This window comes from Halobacteriovorax sp. DPLXC-1, from assembly GCF_036903125.1.
GTDB lineage: Bacteria > Bdellovibrionota > Bacteriovoracia > Bacteriovoracales > Bacteriovoracaceae > Halobacteriovorax_A > Halobacteriovorax_A vibrionivorans.
In genome coordinates, this window is record NZ_JAYMCO010000002.1 from 250,505 (window position 1) to 268,290 (window position 17,786).

Here is a 17,786-nt window from a genome sequence, read left to right on the forward strand (position 1 = left end):
TCTTTATCAAAAATATGCTTATGGATATGAAGTATTTAAAGTATATTTTTGCAATTCTTCTCACATTGGCGGCCATTGACGTCTTAGGGGCCCCAAGCAATCAACCCGGTCCTTATCAATTCAATAGTTTTGAAATGGATAATCCTTACGAAGAGGCGGCCAAGGATGACGATAAGAAAATCAGAAGGCCATCATCTGAAGAAGAGTATAAATTTAAGTATGAATTAGAGCAGAGACCGAAGTGGCAGGACATAGAAGAGCACTGCGGGGACCGATGTATCTATCCTGACTCAAGAGGAAACTAATTTCAATAACTTAGATTAGGAAAAAAATTTCCTAAATCATATTTTTGAACATTGTTCTATAATTTTTGTAGAACAAATTATGTTTAAATACGCCATTTTACCTATATTTATACTCTTTTTTACCTCTTGTTCAGGAGGGGTTGATGGAGCGTCTGGAATCTCAGTGACTCCAGTAACACAAGAAGCACCAACTGGTGCTGCAATTGTCAGCACAGTCATTACTGGGGGCCTTCCACAAGATGCCCCTCAAGTAACTTGGACTAACCCAGCATCTTTTAGTCATATCGAATACGCAATAGGAACAACAGCTGGTGGAGCTGAACTTGTGCCATGGAAAAATATCGCCACAGCAACATCACATACAGAAGTCTCTCTAACTGGCCTAACTGAATGCACTCCTTATTATCCATCTGTTAAAGCAGTTGGCACTACAGCAGTTGAATCAGCAACAGTTACAACACCTAGCTTTTATTGGGATAATACTGCCCCCACTTCTCTTGGCGTTCCCGATGTTTCAGCAGATGATGCAACAGTTAGTTCATCAACGACAACAACCTGGAGCGCTGCAGTTGATAATTGCCAAATCGATCATTACGAAATTGCTATTGGAACAAACCCAGGTCTTACAAATGTCCAAGGCTGGATCGATATCGGAAATGTTACAAGTTATAAATTACGTGACGGTGTGGACGGAGCAAGCTTTACACTAACAGAGGGCTCTAATTACTATATTACATTAACTGCTTATGATGGTGCTGGTTTTAGCATAAGTCAGGACTCTGTAGCTTTTCAGGTTTTTAATCCAGCAACTTCTCTTCCAAATATGGTCGTTAGACTGGATGCTAATGACTTATCTTCTATGCTAGATAACACTGGAAAGAATGCGGCCAATGGTGCTTTTAACGGGTTTGTTCAGGATTGGCTTGATACATCTGGCTCAGCTAATGTTCATGATTTCTATACAGGCAATGCATCCCCTTCATTTGATAATCTTGATAACCACGTTGTCTTTAATGGTAGTACTCAAAACCTATCTGTTGCAAACCATGCTGACCTAAATACTGCCACGACAAATCAACGAAACATCACCGCTTCTTTTGAGACTTCGGCCGATACAAATACGTTCCAAGTTATCTATGAAGAAGGTGGCTCATCACGAGGAATGAATATTTATATTAGTGGCAATAATCTCTATTGTGGATTCTGGAATTTGACTGACGATGGCGATGGTATCCAACCATTTACCTTTGTCTCAGCGCCAATCTCAACAAATACCATCTACCACGTAACTTGGGTCTTTGATTACACAAATTACACTGGGCCAGCGGGGCCTGACGGCGACCTTACTTGCTACGTCAACGGAAGTTCAATAGGATCGACAACCTCAACGTCACTTCTCTACGCCCATTCAGGGACAATATCCCTTGGTTCTTACTCAGGTGATACAAACGACCACAACGGCACTCTCAGTGGTGACGGAGGCTATTTAAACGCTGATATTATGGAGCTTATGCTCTTTAATGATCCACCTGATGCCACTACTGTGAACACTATTCATACATACCTTGAAGATAAGTGGAACTAATCTAGCGAGATTAGTAATCATCTGCTATAAATCCCACATGAATTTAAGTGTTTTTGATATTTACTCAGTTGGAATTGGGCCAAGTAGCTCACATACAGTTGGACCAATGAAGGCCGCTAAGGACTTTATGGATCGTCTCATGGAACATGGACTCTATGAGCAAACTCAACTTGTATCAACAGCACTCTATGGCTCTTTAGCTCTTACAGGTAAAGGCCATGGAACAGATACGGCAATAATTCTAGGCCTAAGTGGACACACTCCAGAAGAAATTTGTCCAGATCGTGTCGATGGAATCCTCGAACGCGCTAATAAGGCACATAAACTAGAATTTTATGAAGATCATAAGCACGCCAAAATTGTCGACTTTAATCCTCGTGAGCATATCTTATTTCATCGCAGTCAAACACTAGATTTTCATTCGAACGGAATGTGCTTTCAAGCAATTGATAAAAATGGAAAAGAGCTTTTTAAGAAAGTTTATTACTCAATCGGTGGTGGATTTATAATAGCTGAGGGTGAAAATAATAAAGGCGACATATTCTCACAACACGAAAGCAAAGTTAAATATCCATTCACTTGTGGAGATGAATTACTATCTCAAGCAAAGAAGAATAATCTTACGATTTGCGAACTCATTAAGGCCAATGAAAAAAGCTGGCGCACTGAAGATGAGATCAATACAGGAATGCTTGCCATTTGGGATGCAATGAATAGTTGTATTAAAAGGGGCCTAAAAGCAGAAGGCCAACTTCCAGGCGGTCTAAAGGTAAACAAAAGAGCAAAGAAGCTCCATGCAGCTCTACTGAAGAAAGACTGCCAGAAAAACCTTGATCCTCTTACTATTATGGACTGGGTAAACCTATTTGCAATCTCAGTTAACGAAGAAAATGCATCAGGCGGAAAAGTTGTGACAGCTCCAACAAATGGTGCAGCAGGAATTATCCCGGCCGTTGTGAAGTATTATTTAAAGTTTGTTAAAGACGCTACAATTGATAAGGTTATCGACTTCTTACTCGTTGCAGGAGCAATCGGCGTTCTCTACAAGAAGAATGCATCTATTTCTGGTGCTGAAGTGGGTTGCCAAGGTGAAGTTGGCGTTGCTTGCTCAATGGCAGCAGCAGGTCTTGCCCAAGTTCTTGGTGGAACTAACGAACAGATAGAAAACGCAGCAGAGATAGCAATGGAGCATAACCTAGGGCTAACTTGTGATCCAATTGGTGGCCTTGTGCAAATCCCATGTATTGAAAGAAATGCAATGGGTGCAGTAAAAGCAATAAATGCTGCAAGAATGGCAATGCGCGGAGACGGAAGTCACTACGTTAGCCTCGATAAAGTTATCAAAACCATGAAAGATACAGGTGCTGATATGCAAACCAAGTATAAAGAAACTAGTCGTGGCGGTTTAGCTGTTAATGTCACTGAATGTTAAATCAGTCACTTAGACACGTTACTTATTTCATACGTTAATTCAAAGGCTTTCAATTTCCTTCTAGCTATCATAGAAAAACATATTTTATAGAACAATTGATTAGAGAAAGTTAGGGAGAGAATATGAAGAAGCTGCTACTTATGTGCGCGATGACGATGTGTTTTGTGTCATGTTCAAAAGTTAAAGATAAAATCAAACAAATTGAAAATAACCTTGAGACAACGGCCCAAGGAGCACGCTCTGGTATGGCATCTGGTGCTAGAGATAACCAGATGGAAAAAGTTAGAGACCCTAAAATTGATATTGCTGGAAAGATCACAGCAGCAGCAAAATTTTATAAAGCACTAGAATTCAACTCTTGGAATCCAGGAACATCATATGATGATAGTTTTTCAAGAAGAGAGATGCTTCTTGATGCTTCAAAAGAATTTATTAGAAACTTAACAGATATCTACTCACAAGTTGAAGATAAGATTGAAGATGGAAAGCTTACTCCAATACATCTAGACTGGAACAAACCGAAGAAATTCGAAAAATACAATTACGACAAGGCCTTTTATGCAATGGCCGTAGCAATGCATGAGAAACACTTCTTACAAGAAAAGAATGCAAGCAAGAACAAATTCACTGCAGTTTCATTCTACGATATTTTAAAGTCAACTTTAAAAAGAGAATATGCGGGAGCAAACCTAACAGAAGCTGAAAGAGAGCTTATGACATACTCAAATCGTAAAATGATTATCGCACTTCTTAATGCAAGAATTGATATGATCTTAGCACTTGCAATTAAAGACTCAATGGATAGCTCTGATGTAAAGATAATGTCAGCAGGCCTATACCTAATGACAGGAAAACTTGGAAAGCTTGCCTTCCCATCGATTCTTGAAAAGTCGACACTGACAAATAAGCAGAAAACAAATGAAAAATACGAAGAGGCCCTTGCAACGTATGACTTCATGCTAGAAATCGGTGAGAGACCAGAGATTGACAAGCGTGTAAAAAATATTCTTGATAACGTTATTCTTCCTGAGCTTACTTATGAGCAAGAAAGTGATGGCGAGGTTCAAAAGTATCATGGATACCTAGAACAATTTCAAAAGATGTAATATAGCTTTATATAAACAAGAAAGAAGGCCTCATTTAAGAGGCCTTTTTTATTTCTTAAAATGATCTAAAAACTCTTGCGGCGCCTTACTTAATTTACGGGTTTCATAATCAAAGAATACGATTCCATTCTTAGCAAAGGCAATAGTTTTACTTCCACAGCTAAACTTATATAAGAGATCATATCCGTACTCATTGATATCTTCGACATACATTTCCACCTCGAGGAGATCACCGTAAAAAGCTTCACCACGATACATATAAGCAGCATCGGCCTGGATAAGAGACTTACCAAAGCAATCAAGTTCTGTATGTCCAATAGACTTTAGGAAACGTAGACGACCTTCGTGACAAAGAGTTGCCACTGCATCATTTCCCATATGGTTTCCATAGTTGATGAAATTAACAGTTAATTCAATTTGAGTTCTATAGTCTGGTTCCCTATTTGGAACACTTAATTTGATTCTTGCCATACAAGTATTAAATGACAGAAGTTCTAATTCTTCAAGTGTTGCTTTAAAAGATCTCGCATGGCAACCTTGCACTTGCCTGTAGAATTATAAGTAAGAATATCAACAACCTCTGTCCTAATCGCTTCTGTATCTTTTGATATTACATTAGAATCCATAATTGCAGCAATTGAACGTCCATTACATTCCTTGGCTGCTTTAACTACAGCATCATTAAAATCAAAACCATCAATCTTATAATTTTTATTATTTAATAGATATCCTAAAATCTTTTTCGAATTATTAGCAATTGCATGAATCAAGAGAGAATTATCAGGACATTCTTTATAATCAAATACCTGACAGACTTTTTTATCATACTCTGATTCACTAACACTGATAATGTCCTTTAGTATTTCTAAACGGTCATACTTAATAATATTTTTATAAATAAACTTATCATTCAACCATTCTAAATTTGAATCTTCTCTCATGCCACTTTTGTAATAAGAAATAAATTTAGACTTATCTCCTTTAATAAGCTGAATAGCCTTTGGTGATTCCTGTAAGTGATAAAGTCTCATTATTCCATAAGCAGACTCATTTTCATGGGAGATTTGAAAAACAAAAAATAAAATAACAATATGTATTGTTGCTAAAGCTCCTATAAACTTTAAATTCTGAAACAATTGATCTCTGAAGTTAAGTTTAATTAATCTTGTAATTTCGTGTTCATTTTCAGTCTTATCCCCAATCAATATTCTTCTAATAAACATCAAGTCAAAAAAGATAACAAAGAGAACGATTGGAAAATCAGGGGCCTTACTATTATCAAAGATCGATTCAAGAATAGTTACAACTAGTAAAAGATTTGTACCAACAAGAGTTATTATCAAAAGAAATGAGGGGATATTAATTAACAATATTCTTATATCACCTTTTGTTTTAAAAATTGCGACCTTATCAATAAAGTTCACTGTAGGTAGTATTGAATACAGAAACGGAATTTGAGCCAAAGCTAAAGCATAAAACAGAATACGTTCTGTTAAAGAATAGCCAATAAAAATATCGTCAAAGATATAGCTCGCTAAATACAGAAGGCTTATAGAAGTATAAGGATTTCCTAAAAGTTTTTGAGCAATATTAATTACAACTTTTTCTTTATAACTCAGAGGAAGCGCAAAGCTATAGAAATCGACTCCCTGGGGACCTTTCCAAAAAAAGAATCTCGACTTTGACTTATTTAAGTAAAGGCAGAAACCTAAAAGACTTATGAAATATGTTGGTAATGCATAAATATCAAAGAATAGATTTACGCCATAGATGACAAATGCCAGTAAGACAGCACACAGTGTTTTAATGAGAAATAATTTATTATTTTCAGCAAAGTGAGAAAGGATAATTCTTTTTACAATACTAGGCTGCTTCATCACAAAGCTCCATATCTTGAATCATCACAACACGATTACTATTAAAAGTAGTGTCTTCAGGAATATTTGTTGCCATCAAAACACTTCTACCGCGTTTACACTCTTTTGCTAGTTCTTCACCTAGTAACTTCCTAGCATCTCTATCTAGGACAGCGGTAATTTCATCCATTAAAATAAACTCAACTTCAGAGCATATCGCTGCAATAAATTGTATTCGGGCCTTCATACCAGTAGAAAGTTCATAAACATACTTATCTCGATCTAGGCCAAACTTAATTAATAAATCTTCTTCTCTTTGAGAGTTATAATTTGGATACAAGATCTTATAATTATCAAGAATATATCCAACACGTGAATTCTCATCGAAATTCAAGTCATGAGAATTGAAAAAAAGAGACTTAAATAACTTATGCCTTTTATTATTATATGGAGATTGACCAAGAACACTGACACTTCCTTGCAAAGGATGTCTTAGGCCAAGAAGCAAATTCAAAAGAGTACTCTTACCTGACCCGTTCTTTCCGAGAAGAATAACAAATTCTCCTTTATTGATTTGAAGATTTAGATTTTTGAAAATAACTTCACCACTGGGATAAGTATAAGCAAGGTTTCTGATATCGAGGATACAATTTGAATTCATAAGAACTGCCTTAATGAATATATGATTAACTTTAAACAGCAATCATAACAGCAGTATAAAAATATCCAAAAATCAGAGTCTTATGTGTCGACTAAATAAAGACTGGTGCAATTATTTGAGGCGGCCCTAACCTATCAATTCATCAATATAAGAAATGACATCGTCAAGGTTCTTCTTAATTCCCTTGTATGTGAGAGTATCGTCAGTCATTGAGAAAATGGCCTCTTTTAAAAGTTTAAGCTCGCCTGCAGGAATCTGCGCAACATCAAGAAAGTATGTTCGAATTGTAAATAAGCAAATATTCTCTTCTGCAAGGCCTACCATATGCTGGCGTTCAACTCTCATATAGAGCTTGTGATTACCGTCATTTTTAAAGCTTCGGCCATACCATAACTCATCAGAAATACCCTTAGGAGCTTCAGGATGATGGTTTAGTCTCGTATCAGTTGAGAGTCCCCATGCAAACCTCTTAAATGGCCCTCGCTCGATTAGAGATCGCGAAAGCCTTGTTGCATTCTTAGCAATTTGGCCAAAGTCAGCAACAGGTATGTGGATATGATTGAAGTCTTGAGAGATCTTCTCTCTAGGGTCCCAGTGGTTTGGAAAACATAGAGAAATAGCAATGGCCTTCTCACCTTTCATAAGAGCAAAGTCTTCTTGTGTATTAAGTGTCATCTGCGCAATAGAGGAATAGTCTTTACTTGCGCATTTATTTAAAAAGTCTTGATAAACGCTTTCGTTACTTAAAAACTCTTCATCTAAGCAGAGATACTTATCTTTATTCTCTTTAAAACAAATATTTTTTTGCTCAATATAATCATTAAAGTTTTGGTCTTTTAAAAAGACATCGCTATCAAGTGGAGAAAGGCCAGGAGAGACTTCATACTTACCTTTTCTTAAAGGAAATAGCTCTTCTTTAAAATCGAGCGGTTTTACTGGCGCATACATTACTTTATAGCCCTAATACTTTTTGTAAACGATCACCAATTTGAGGATGAGTTAACTGGCCAGAAAACTCTTTGGCCCAATCAACATCTCCTTTTGTATAAACGTGTACTGGAGCAGCAGTGTGCCCACTTGTTGCCCAAACAACATTCTGCTCACTTGCGATAGCCTTAGCAATTAGTGATGTTCTGATATTTTTAAGATCATAATAATAATGATCATGATATCCTCTAAACTTAGGCACCTCACCTTTGTATAATTTTAAATTCTTTCTCCTGCGTTTTTCTTCAATGGCCTTAGCTAAGATTTCGCTACACTTACTAACACTTAAACGAACTGTAGTAGTCTCTTCAATAAGATCACATAGCGTTGAAGAAGTTTGCTGTGACTTTTCTAAATCTAAGAAGTCATCCCAAAGCTTAATTAAATTTGTCTTTTGAGAATATAAAAGATCTAAGACTCGATATGGGCCATAGTTTATAGATGTTTTAAACTTACGGTCTTTAAAAACTGAACCAGATAATTCAATCTCATCTTCTATTTTTCCAATATTATAACCAAATCCAAATCCACCTGTTTCATGATCCGCTGTAATAACTAAAAGTGTATCAGGGTTCTTACTAACCCAATCACTGATCCAATTAACTGTTTCATTAAATGAAAGCATCTCATGGAGCATACTTCCAGCATCATTTTGGTGACCGGCCCAATCAATTTGGCCACCTTCAATCATAAGAAAGAAGCCATCTTTATTTTTGGAAAGAGTTTCAACAGCACTCTTTGACATCTCAAGAAGAGTTGGAATCTCACGTGACTCATCTTCTTTTTTATCACGAAACCATAAAGCTTCTGGCATATTGTGATTCGTGAAAAGACCTAAGACTTTTTTAGATGAATCGATATTAGTAAGCTCACTTCTTTTATGAATTACTTGAAAGCCTTTATCTTTTGCCTCTTGTAATAGGTTGCGATCATCCTTTCGTTTAGACTTAAGTGTGAAGTGACCTTCTATAGCACTCTTCGTTCCCTTAGGAACAAAGCGGTTGGCCCCACCAGAAAACATAAGATCAGGTGCAACTTCAATCATACTTTGAGCAATTCTATCTTCAGACCATCGATTTGCAACATGAGCAGCAAAAGAGGCCGGTGTCGCATGAGTAAGTCTTGTATCTGATACCAGTCCAGTTTTGAGTCCTTTCTTTTGTGCCTTTTCTAAAATAGTTTTTGCAATCTCTCCTTCTTTATCCAATCCAATCATTTCAGACCTTGAAGGTGTACCAGTTGCTAATTGTGTAGCAGAACAAGCAGAGTCTACAACAATGCTCCCATACGGTTGAGTTGCAGAAACTCCTATTTGATTAGAGTTCATATTTGCAAAGGCATAACGAACATTCTTCATCTTCGGATTTGAATTATGTTTTAAGTAGTAATTTAATAATGAGATCTGACCTGGCCCCATTCCATCACCTATCATTAAAATAAGATTTTTTGGCCCTTTATTTGATGAGCTATTCATACAACTAGAAAGCAATAAAAGAGCACTTAAAAAGAAAGTAGAAGATATAGACCTATTAATCATTTATTATCCTTTAATATTTCGTTGAATATATTATTTTTTGCGTAATTGAGTAGTTCATCACATTCTAACACGTAATTTGTCCAAGCATGGAAACCTGATGAAAATTCCTTAAAGCTTACTTGTACACCTTCACGCATAAGTTTCTCATAAAACATAATACTATCGTCATAGAGAACATCATACTTTGCGACATAGATATTTGTCCTTGGAAGTAGAGATAAATCATCTGAGTAGAGTGGGAAAATATCAGGATCTTGAAGATGAATATCGCGATCAGAAATTGCATAATCAAGTAACTTTAAAAGCATTGATTTCGATAGGCCTGACTCCTCACCACTTTCATAACGATTAGCAGAGTCCGAGTCAAAATCACTTTGATAATGACCGGTAATAAGATGAATCTCTTTAATATCTAATTGATCGCTACGTTTTGCATTTTCAAGAGCACAAAGTGTAACGAGATTTGCCCCGGCAGAAGTTCCAGTTAAGATAAACCTTTTAACTCCGCGTTTTTTTAAGTCTAATAGCAGCTTCAAGGACCAATCCACAATCTCTGGAATCGTCACTTCTGGACAAAGAGGATAATCAGGACACAGGATTGTTCTTCCAGATTCATTATAGAGGGCCTGACAAAATTGGGCCCCAGTTAACTCATCACCTGTTACATATCCACCAGAATGAAAGTGTAAAATACACTCTTGTTCGATTTTACTCTTATCTTTTGTCCATACAAGTATGCGTCGATCATCAAAAGAAAACTCGTCTTCTACATATTGAGTGTTCTCTTTTTCTACAATGGCCATAGCGCGACGTAATTCTTCGAGAGTAATTTTTGAAAATCGCTTTATTCCAGCATCAAAGAAAGCTTGCATAGATGCAAGTCTCTTTGTTGTTAGAAAGTCACGTATTGTTTCATTCATAGTTAAATCTTATTAAGTTCATAATAGTAAAGCCAGCTAAGTATATAAATAAACGCCTGATATTTAAAGATACTTCAGCTCACATTTTCCGACTAAAACAGTATGAATTTATTTCAACAGAAATTTCATAATAATCTGTTATTACACCGCAATAATTAACCTAAACAGATTCAACAGAGGTGATAAATATGAAACGAATTTTAGCTGCAACTTTTATCTTTATACTTACTTCAAACCCTGCATATGGTGCACAAGGTGAACAAGAAAAGAAAGAAATGAAAGATAAACAATCGAAATCACAAAAATCAAAAGTAGACAAAAAGAAAACAAGTGATCGCGATCCTGCAAGTATAAGTGGAAAAGAAGTGAGTTTAACGGAGAAGCATTACTTAATATATGAATAATTTTTTAGTAACAAAAACTAGGAACTGGAGACTATGAGCATTAAACAGAAAAATACATTCAACCCTAAGGCCATTATCTATGCTGGTATTGGTGCAATTATTATTCTTCTGATCATAGCTGGCGTTAGTCGTGTTCAAGGTGCTGTTGTAAGTCAAGATAGTGGTGCAGTAGAAGATGTCACATTTTCTGAAGAAAATAAGAATATGTCTAAAGAAAAGGATTATGCAGACCAAAAAAGCATGCCTCAGGAAGACTCAAAGCGTACCCCTGCTTCATATGATGAAAAAGAACAGAAGATAGAAAGAAATATGGAGTATCACGATAAAGAGTACTTATATGATAGAAAATATAAGTAGTCCAAAATTAGATTGTGCACAACTTAAATTTATGATAGTGTCTCCTTAGGATATAAACTAAGGAGACCATTATGAGTATTTATGATTACAAAGCAATCGATATCAAAGGGAATGAGCGCTCTTTAAGTGAATTTAAAGGAAAGAGTTTACTTATTGTAAACACTGCAAGTAAGTGTGGTTTTACTCCTCAATATGAAGGTCTTCAAAAGATCTATGATAAATATAAAGACAAATTAGAAGTCTTAGCATTTCCTTGTAATCAATTTGGAAAGCAAGAACCTGGTAATTCAGAAGACATTCAGTCTTTTTGTGATTTAACTTTTAAAACATCATTTCCACTTTTTGAAAAAGTTGAAGTCAATGGTGAAAATACTCATCCACTATTTCAATATTTAAAATCAGAACTTCCAGGTCTTCTAGGTAGCGAGAAGATCAAATGGAATTTTACAAAATTTCTTATCGACAGCGAAGGCAATCCAGTAAAAAGATATGCTCCTATTGATAAACCTGAGAGCATTGAAAACGATATAAAAAAGAGTTTTAAATAATGAGTGATGAAATCCTCTACATTGAAAACCAAGTTTGCTTTAGCCTATATCGATTAAGTAAATTGATAACAAGTCAGTACAGGCCTTATCTTGAAGAGATAAACCTTACTTATCCTCAATATCTTGTCATGCTTGTTCTATGGGAAGATGAAAGAGTTAATATGTCTGAGCTGGGAGATAAGTTATCACTTGATACTGGAACACTCTCCCCTCTTGTAAAGAGACTTATTGAAAAGAAACTTGTTGAGAAGAAAAGATGTGAGGATGACGAGAGAATTGTCTATATAACAACAACGACACAGGGAAAGAAGTTAAAGAAAAAGGCAAAATCAATACCTCAAAAACTACTTTGTTCAAAAGAAATAGATATTAGTGAAATACAAAAGCTAAAAGCTGAAGCAGATAAAGTATATAACCTATGGAGCACACATGAATAATGAAGAAATTTTAAAAGCACTTAATTGGCGATACGCTACAAAGGTCTTTGATAAAGACAAGAAGATATCAGACGAAGATTTACACGTATTAAATGAATCCTTGAGACTCGCTGCGAGCTCGTTCGGTCTACAACCATGGAAGTTCATACTTGTTAATGACAAAGAGACACGTGAGAAACTAAGAGAATATTCTTGGGGACAAGCTCAAGTTACAGATGCTTCTCATTATGTAGTACTTGCATATATGACAGAACTTAATGAAGAGTATATTGAAAAATTTGTTCAATCAATTGCTGATCAAAGAAAAGTTGAGCGCGAAGGACTACAAGGTTACTACGATGTAATGAAAGCGGCACTTATTGACGGGCCACGATCAAAGACTATTTCAGAATGGGCACAGAGACAGACTTATATCGCAATGGGACAACTACTTATGACAGCTGCGATACAAGGCATTGATACTTGTGCAATTGAAGGAATCGTACCTGAAGAATATGATAAAATTTTAGGTCTAGAAGGAACTAAGTACAAAACTCTAGGTACAGTGGCACTTGGTTACCGCTCTGATGAAGATAAGTACAAAGACCTTGAAAAGGTTCGATTTAGTTTTGATGAAGTATTCAAAGTTATCTAATTGGTAAAGGCGGCCTTTGGTCGCCTTTTTATTAATTATAAGTTAAACTCCATTTATGATTTTTATTCCATTTATTATTTTCTTTGCTCTATTATTTGGTTATTTCTTCTACAAGCATTATTCACAAAAACTTGCTCGTAATTTGGCATTAAAGAAGTTGTCTGAAAAAAAGCCTGCCTGGAAAGAATTCTTAAGGGATGAAACGAAGCTATTTTCTCAATTATCACAACAGGAACAAGAAAGACTCCTAGACTCTATTCTTATTTTCTATAGTGAAAAAAAATGGTCAACAGAGCTAAGTGAAAATGAATGTTTAAAAACTTCATATTATGCATGCCTACCAATCTTTAAAAGAAAAACTAATTACTATCCAAATATTAAAGAGATAAATTCAATGTGGAGCTTTCAAGAATGGCTTTCTCAAAACGAGAAACAATTCGAAATCGACTTTGGAAAGATGGCCTTAAAAGAATTGCGAGGAAATTTCTCCTACTATTCTGAGCTATTTTTTGAATCTCCAAACAAGCTACAAACTGATCATCCAGCAGTTTACGACAAACTACTTAAGTTTTATCAAGTGGAAGTTTAATAGAAGTCTGAATCATCATCGCTATATGGATGGACTTGTTTGTAATTGCTTCCTTGTTCAATATGGGCCTTTATATTTTGAAGATTCCACTTAAAAGTATTTGTCACACTTCTTTTTGTGATAAAACGAAATATCTGCTTCCACATAAAGTAATTGAAACTTGATGTTTCTTTCTCTAATTCATCGCGCTCTATATAGCCAGATCGAAATGTCAGAGAAGTTTTATTTTCGCCAAGCTTCTTATAGATTTGCTCCACAAGAAACTCTCCCTTTTCGTTATAGTTGAAAATATCCATGAATTCGTTGAAGTTATAGGCCCTGATTTGCTTATAATACAGATCCTTATTCTTTTCTATTTTGGTCGTTGTTTCGTCCCAGAAAGTCCCTTTTTCATCTGCACGTCTAAAACATCGCCTAGTAAAACCGATATCACTTTGTTTAAGATTGGCATTCCAAGGGCATTCACTAATTGGGCAGCTGACTATCTTATAAAAGTAGGTTGACCACTTTCTTGCATTCTCATTTTTTGAATTATATGCCCATACATCATCAATAGATGCGTCAATCACAACAGTAAACTCTGCATAATCGCTTGGCCTTGTATACTCAGAGGCAACGATACTGAACGATAAGATAATGAGGAGAATATACTTTATCATTTGCATAACGTATCTCGACACGACGCACACGACAAGAGACTATATAAATTTACCATTGCCATCTAATTCATAAATGATTAATATATCTTGGCAAATCAAGTGATTTCAATGTGCCTAGGTGGTGAAATTGGTAAACACGCACGGTTGAGGGCCGTGTGCCGCAAGGCTTGCTGGTTCAAGTCCAGTTCTAGGCACCATTCATTCAAATCCCAATACAACATTTTCAATACATAGCTTGCTTAAATACAAGTAAGCCGAAAGTCGGCCAAGTCCATCGCGTACCTACCAGTTAGCTACCAACGACCTGCAAACTCCCCACTAAATACCTACCAAAAACCCGACAACTGACCGAAATAACTAAAACATGTTCCGATATTATACGGCCCTGTAATCACTTCAATAAAACATAAATTATCGACAACCAATGATAAATTGTTAATCAAACAAACAAATAAAACTTAGGGAGATTAGAGATGAATAAGATTAAAATGACCTCATTAGCATTGCTCTTAGTTTCGTCAACAACAGCAACTGCCGGAATTACAGACTTCTTTTCAACTAAAGATAAAGTTATCAAAGGCTCAGCACAACACTTCTATGATGACTCACGCTCAGACGCTCTAACAGAATTCGTACAAGATATTCATAGTGAATATGGGCTATTTATTGCTCGTTTTAAGGAGCATAGTGAAACATATATCGGTGCTCATAACAAAGATAAGATGAAGCGCTTTGGAACAGATGTAACAGCATATAGTGACTTAACGTTTTCTAAGCACGGTGATTCATATCGTTTATATTATACGACATATGCTACTGGAAGACCTGTCATCATCAAGTTAGATAAGACTCACAATGATCAAATTGATGGCCTATTTAAAGATATGGCCAAGAAAGCTGATCATGTGAAAATTGAAGGTACAAGAAGCTTTTCAAGAGGTGGAATCTCACTAACAGCAAAGAACCTTAAAGATGTTAAAAGTATTACGCTATCTTGTAAGGAAGAAATACACTCAGATAACAGCGGTGGAAATCGTTGTCTAACAAAGACTGGCGGTATCGACTTTGGAAACAAGGAAACAAAAGTTGAAATCAAAGGTGCAAGAAGAAATACAGAAGTTCCAAAGAAGAACTTGAAAACTTGGGCGCAAGATTACTGGAATAACAAAATATAAAAAGCATGAAGGCCCTTAGTTAAGGGCCTTTTTTTATTTCTGAAATACAACCTCATAAAATTCTGTAACAACGTCTTCATCGTCTAAATCAACAATACCCCAATCATTTAAATATGGTGTAAAGAAGTCACGATGGGCCTTTTTCCAGTGTTCCACTGACAGATCCCCTTCGCCTTCGGCCTCAGCTATCTTCTTAGAGATATCACTGAACTTATTAATTTCAACAGCAATAGTCTTAACAATGCAGCGAGGATTATTCTTAGAATCTAGTATTATCCAGAAATTATCAACTTCAGGTAAAGGATCTCCTGCTAGCTCATAGTCCTTAACAAGACCACTTCCGGCACTTTTCTTACCTGATAAATACAAAGCAAGAAGCTCATCTGCAATTTCAGCATTACCTGCAATTGATATCTCAATATGGGGATGATCTAACTTCTCATCGAGTGTTTCTTCATATAAGTCCCAAAATTCCTCTGGAGTTAAGCTGCTCATCTTTAAAGTCCTTTCTAAATCCTTATTCAATTCTTTATCGTTATATAAAAAGAAAAAGGTGCTCTAGGGCACCTTCTTTTATTTAAGCATACATTCAAGTTCGATCGTATATTTAATTCTAAATACTACGCTTGGATGTACCCATATCTTCAAGATAGAATTTTAGGCGTTTTTCAATTTCTTCAAGAGCAGCAAGACGGATTTCCATTGCTGTTTGGCATGAACGTGTTGATCTAATGGCCTTGATACTTTCCTTAGATGGAATGGCCATAACTGGACGTCTCTCTTCTTTTACCTTTGCAACCTCAGCTTCAAATTCGTTAACGAGCTCAGAAAGTGGCTTCACTTCTTTAGAAGCACTCTGCTCTTGCTTCACATCATCGCCAATTGGAAAATGCTTAGAAGCAGGAAACATCACTAAGACGTCATTATTAGGTGTTGAATTTGAATCTGTAAGTTTCATTAATTTATAATCCTCGGTAAATTAAGCATAGTGCTTATTAATAAGTCACTATATATAAAGCATAACTCAGGCCAAGATATTTTGGGATGCCCCATGTAATATTGGTAGGTTGTTAAAAATGAACGTCAACTTTTTGGTCAATAGTGCTTTAGATAGACAATTATAAATGAATAATTCCAAACACTTAAGCGTTTTTTATTTAGTTAAAATAGTGATCAATCTCTAGGGCGAAAGAACTTCCTCTAATTTTACCTAAATAAGGAGCATGGTAAAATTAAAGAGTGAAAAGAGTCAATTGTATGCAATGCAAACATTACTATAGTACTTGGGACAAATACGCCCCTCGTGGATGCCGAAAATTCGACATGAAATCTACTACTATGCCTTCAATACTCGTAAAACAAGAAAGCGGTAACGACTGCCAATTCTATGAACAAAAAGACCATTTTAAAAATCGTGGAAAAAAAGGAAAGTTAGATAATTTGAATGACCCTAAACTATGGTAATTCTTTATTTTGCTCAAAGTAACTTGGGCCAGCTTCTTTAATCATTCCACCGCCAAGACAGACCTCTTCCCCATTCATTTGAGTATAGAAAACAATCGACTGTCTCTGAGCTATTGCGCGTTGAGGTTCATCGAACTCAACTTTTACAAAATCATCAGCGACCTCAGTGATTGTACAGGCTTGATCTTTTTGACGGTAGCGAATCTTGGCCTTAACTCTTTGGCCTACACTTGGCACGAAGTCTTTATCAACCCAAGAAAGCTCTGTTGCTGTTAAGTAATCAGCATATAAAGCACCGTGCTTTTCACCACGCTCAACTAATACAACATTTCTTTGAGTGTCTTTACCAACGACAAACCAAGGCTCACCAGGTCCACCAAGGCCTAGTCCCTTTCTTTGTCCAATTGTGTAAAATGCTGATCCAGAATGGCGCCCAACTTTCGTTCCATCAAGAAGCTCGAAGTCACCTTCTTTGATTTGAATATAATTAGAAAGGAAGTTCTTGAAGTTACGCTCACCAATGAAGCAGATCCCTGTTGAATCCTTCTTATCATGAGTTATGAGGTCATATTTCTTTGCAATTTCACGAACCTGTGGCTTTTCAATATTTCCAACAGGAAAGAGAACCTTATCAAGAACATCTGACTTGATAGTATAAAGAAAATAAGTCTGATCCTTATTATTATCTAGGCCCTTAATTAAGCGTGATTGGCCGTCAATTTTCTTCGTTTGACAGTAGTGGCCAGTTGCAAGATAGTCTGCACCTAGCTCCATTGCTTTATTGAAGAAGACCTTAAATTTAATTTCACGATTACAAAGGATATCTGGATTAGGAGTGTAACCTTGTTCATATTCTTCGAGAAAATTTGCGAATACATTATCACGATACTCTTTTACAAAATCGACTGAGTAATATGGAATATCTAGTTTTTCACAAACTTTGATAACATCTTCAAATTCTAGAGAGGCCTTACAATTCCCATTTTCGTCCTGCTCTTCCCAGTTTTTCATGAACATACCAATAACGTTGTAGCCTTGCTCCTTAAGCAAAGCTGCACACACTGAAGAGTCAACACCTCCAGACATACCAACGATTACTGTTTTTCCATTTCCGATACTTGTCATGTGCC

At 36.1% G+C, this 17,786-nt stretch carries 22 protein-coding genes and 1 tRNA gene; 13 read left to right on the forward strand and 10 right to left on the reverse strand.

Annotated features, from left to right (window positions below; translation table 11 throughout):
* Positions 1-20 precede the first annotated feature (20 nt).
* The 4 genes from VCM44_RS09420 (at position 21) to VCM44_RS09435 (ending at position 4,428) form a co-directional block, all read left to right on the forward strand.
* A complete protein-coding gene (locus VCM44_RS09420) occupies positions 21-305 on the forward strand; it encodes a hypothetical protein (RefSeq protein WP_133296989.1) in 285 nt (94 codons plus the stop codon).
* A 79-nt stretch (positions 306-384) separates the two neighbouring features.
* A complete protein-coding gene (locus VCM44_RS09425) occupies positions 385-1,890 on the forward strand; it encodes a fibronectin type III domain-containing protein (protein ID WP_334678645.1) in 1,506 nt (501 codons plus the stop codon).
* A gap of 37 nt (positions 1,891-1,927) precedes the next feature.
* Positions 1,928-3,322, forward strand: a complete 1,395-nt coding sequence (locus VCM44_RS09430) for an L-serine ammonia-lyase (RefSeq protein WP_334678646.1) — start codon at positions 1,928-1,930, stop codon at positions 3,320-3,322.
* Between the two features lie 122 nt (positions 3,323-3,444).
* Positions 3,445-4,428, forward strand: coding sequence for a hypothetical protein (locus VCM44_RS09435; protein WP_334678647.1), 984 nt, complete (start codon positions 3,445-3,447; stop codon positions 4,426-4,428).
* A gap of 48 nt (positions 4,429-4,476) precedes the next feature.
* On the opposite strand, the gene VCM44_RS09440 is transcribed toward VCM44_RS09435, so the two are convergent.
* From VCM44_RS09440 to VCM44_RS09465, 6 genes are all read right to left on the reverse strand, one after another.
* On the reverse strand, positions 4,477-4,971 hold the full coding sequence (locus VCM44_RS09440; protein ID WP_334678648.1) for a thioesterase family protein: 495 nt from the start codon (positions 4,969-4,971) through the stop codon (positions 4,477-4,479).
* A complete protein-coding gene (locus VCM44_RS09445) occupies positions 4,923-6,305 on the reverse strand; it encodes a hypothetical protein (protein WP_334678649.1) in 1,383 nt (460 codons plus the stop codon). The genes VCM44_RS09440 and VCM44_RS09445 overlap by 49 nt, the downstream gene beginning before the upstream one ends.
* Positions 6,292-6,945, reverse strand: a complete 654-nt coding sequence (locus tag VCM44_RS09450; RefSeq protein WP_334678650.1) for an ATP-binding cassette domain-containing protein — start codon at positions 6,943-6,945, stop codon at positions 6,292-6,294. The genes VCM44_RS09445 and VCM44_RS09450 overlap by 14 nt, the downstream gene beginning before the upstream one ends.
* Before the next feature lie 126 nt (positions 6,946-7,071).
* Positions 7,072-7,893, reverse strand: a complete 822-nt coding sequence (locus VCM44_RS09455) for a heme-dependent oxidative N-demethylase subunit alpha family protein (protein WP_334678651.1) — start codon at positions 7,891-7,893, stop codon at positions 7,072-7,074.
* A 4-nt stretch (positions 7,894-7,897) separates the two neighbouring features.
* On the reverse strand, positions 7,898-9,469 hold the full coding sequence (locus VCM44_RS09460) for an alkaline phosphatase (protein ID WP_334678652.1): 1,572 nt from the start codon (positions 9,467-9,469) through the stop codon (positions 7,898-7,900).
* Positions 9,466-10,389, reverse strand: coding sequence for an alpha/beta hydrolase fold domain-containing protein (locus tag VCM44_RS09465; protein WP_334678653.1), 924 nt, complete (start codon positions 10,387-10,389; stop codon positions 9,466-9,468). The genes VCM44_RS09460 and VCM44_RS09465 overlap by 4 nt, the downstream gene beginning before the upstream one ends.
* Positions 10,390-10,577: 188 nt before the next feature.
* Between VCM44_RS09465 and VCM44_RS09470 the strand changes: the two genes are divergently transcribed.
* The 6 genes from VCM44_RS09470 to VCM44_RS09495 all read left to right on the forward strand — a co-directional run bounded on the left by VCM44_RS09470 (position 10,578) and on the right by VCM44_RS09495 (position 13,358).
* Positions 10,578-10,793 (forward strand): hypothetical protein, encoded by a 216-nt coding sequence (locus VCM44_RS09470; protein ID WP_115363794.1) that lies wholly within the window; start codon positions 10,578-10,580, stop codon positions 10,791-10,793.
* A 33-nt stretch (positions 10,794-10,826) separates the two neighbouring features.
* Positions 10,827-11,150, forward strand: coding sequence for a hypothetical protein (locus tag VCM44_RS09475; protein ID WP_115363796.1), 324 nt, complete (start codon positions 10,827-10,829; stop codon positions 11,148-11,150).
* A 71-nt stretch (positions 11,151-11,221) separates the two neighbouring features.
* Positions 11,222-11,698: a glutathione peroxidase gene (locus VCM44_RS09480; protein WP_334678654.1), complete on the forward strand. Its 477-nt coding sequence runs from the start codon at positions 11,222-11,224 to the stop codon at positions 11,696-11,698.
* On the forward strand, positions 11,698-12,135 hold the full coding sequence (locus VCM44_RS09485; protein ID WP_334678655.1) for a MarR family winged helix-turn-helix transcriptional regulator: 438 nt from the start codon (positions 11,698-11,700) through the stop codon (positions 12,133-12,135). Before VCM44_RS09480 ends, VCM44_RS09485 begins: the two co-directional genes overlap by 1 nt.
* Entirely contained in the window at positions 12,128-12,769 is a 642-nt protein-coding gene (locus tag VCM44_RS09490; RefSeq protein ID WP_115363802.1) for an NAD(P)H-dependent oxidoreductase, read from the forward strand. Before VCM44_RS09485 ends, VCM44_RS09490 begins: the two co-directional genes overlap by 8 nt.
* A gap of 55 nt (positions 12,770-12,824) precedes the next feature.
* The gene (locus VCM44_RS09495) at positions 12,825-13,358 is read left to right on the forward strand and encodes a zinc-dependent peptidase (protein ID WP_334678656.1); all 534 of its coding nucleotides are present in this window, start codon (positions 12,825-12,827) and stop codon (positions 13,356-13,358) included.
* On the opposite strand, the gene VCM44_RS09500 is transcribed toward VCM44_RS09495, so the two are convergent.
* Positions 13,355-14,017 carry a hypothetical protein gene (locus tag VCM44_RS09500; protein ID WP_334678657.1) on the reverse strand — a complete coding sequence of 221 codons (663 nt, stop codon included), beginning with the start codon at positions 14,015-14,017 and terminating at the stop codon, positions 13,355-13,357. The genes VCM44_RS09495 and VCM44_RS09500 overlap by 4 nt on opposite strands.
* A 112-nt stretch (positions 14,018-14,129) precedes the next feature.
* On the opposite strand from VCM44_RS09500, the gene VCM44_RS09505 reads away from it, so the two are divergent.
* Positions 14,130-14,214 (forward strand) — tRNA-Leu (locus VCM44_RS09505).
* A gap of 276 nt (positions 14,215-14,490) precedes the next feature.
* Positions 14,491-15,192, forward strand: coding sequence for a hypothetical protein (locus VCM44_RS09510; protein WP_334678658.1), 702 nt, complete (start codon positions 14,491-14,493; stop codon positions 15,190-15,192).
* A gap of 33 nt (positions 15,193-15,225) precedes the next feature.
* On the opposite strand, the gene VCM44_RS09515 is transcribed toward VCM44_RS09510, so the two are convergent.
* Positions 15,226-15,687 (reverse strand): ASCH domain-containing protein, encoded by a 462-nt coding sequence (locus tag VCM44_RS09515; RefSeq protein ID WP_334678659.1) that lies wholly within the window; start codon positions 15,685-15,687, stop codon positions 15,226-15,228.
* Between the two features lie 118 nt (positions 15,688-15,805).
* Positions 15,806-16,150: a hypothetical protein gene (locus VCM44_RS09520; RefSeq protein ID WP_115363812.1), complete on the reverse strand. Its 345-nt coding sequence runs from the start codon at positions 16,148-16,150 to the stop codon at positions 15,806-15,808.
* A gap of 365 nt (positions 16,151-16,515) precedes the next feature.
* Between VCM44_RS09520 and VCM44_RS09525 the strand changes: the two genes are divergently transcribed.
* Complete coding sequence (locus VCM44_RS09525) at positions 16,516-16,656, forward strand: hypothetical protein (RefSeq protein ID WP_334678660.1); 141 nt, start codon at positions 16,516-16,518, stop codon at positions 16,654-16,656.
* On the opposite strand, the gene mnmA is transcribed toward VCM44_RS09525, so the two are convergent.
* Positions 16,648-17,781, reverse strand: coding sequence for a tRNA 2-thiouridine(34) synthase MnmA (gene mnmA, locus VCM44_RS09530; RefSeq protein WP_334678661.1), 1,134 nt, complete (start codon positions 17,779-17,781; stop codon positions 16,648-16,650). The genes VCM44_RS09525 and mnmA overlap by 9 nt on opposite strands.
* Positions 17,782-17,786 lie beyond the last annotated feature (5 nt).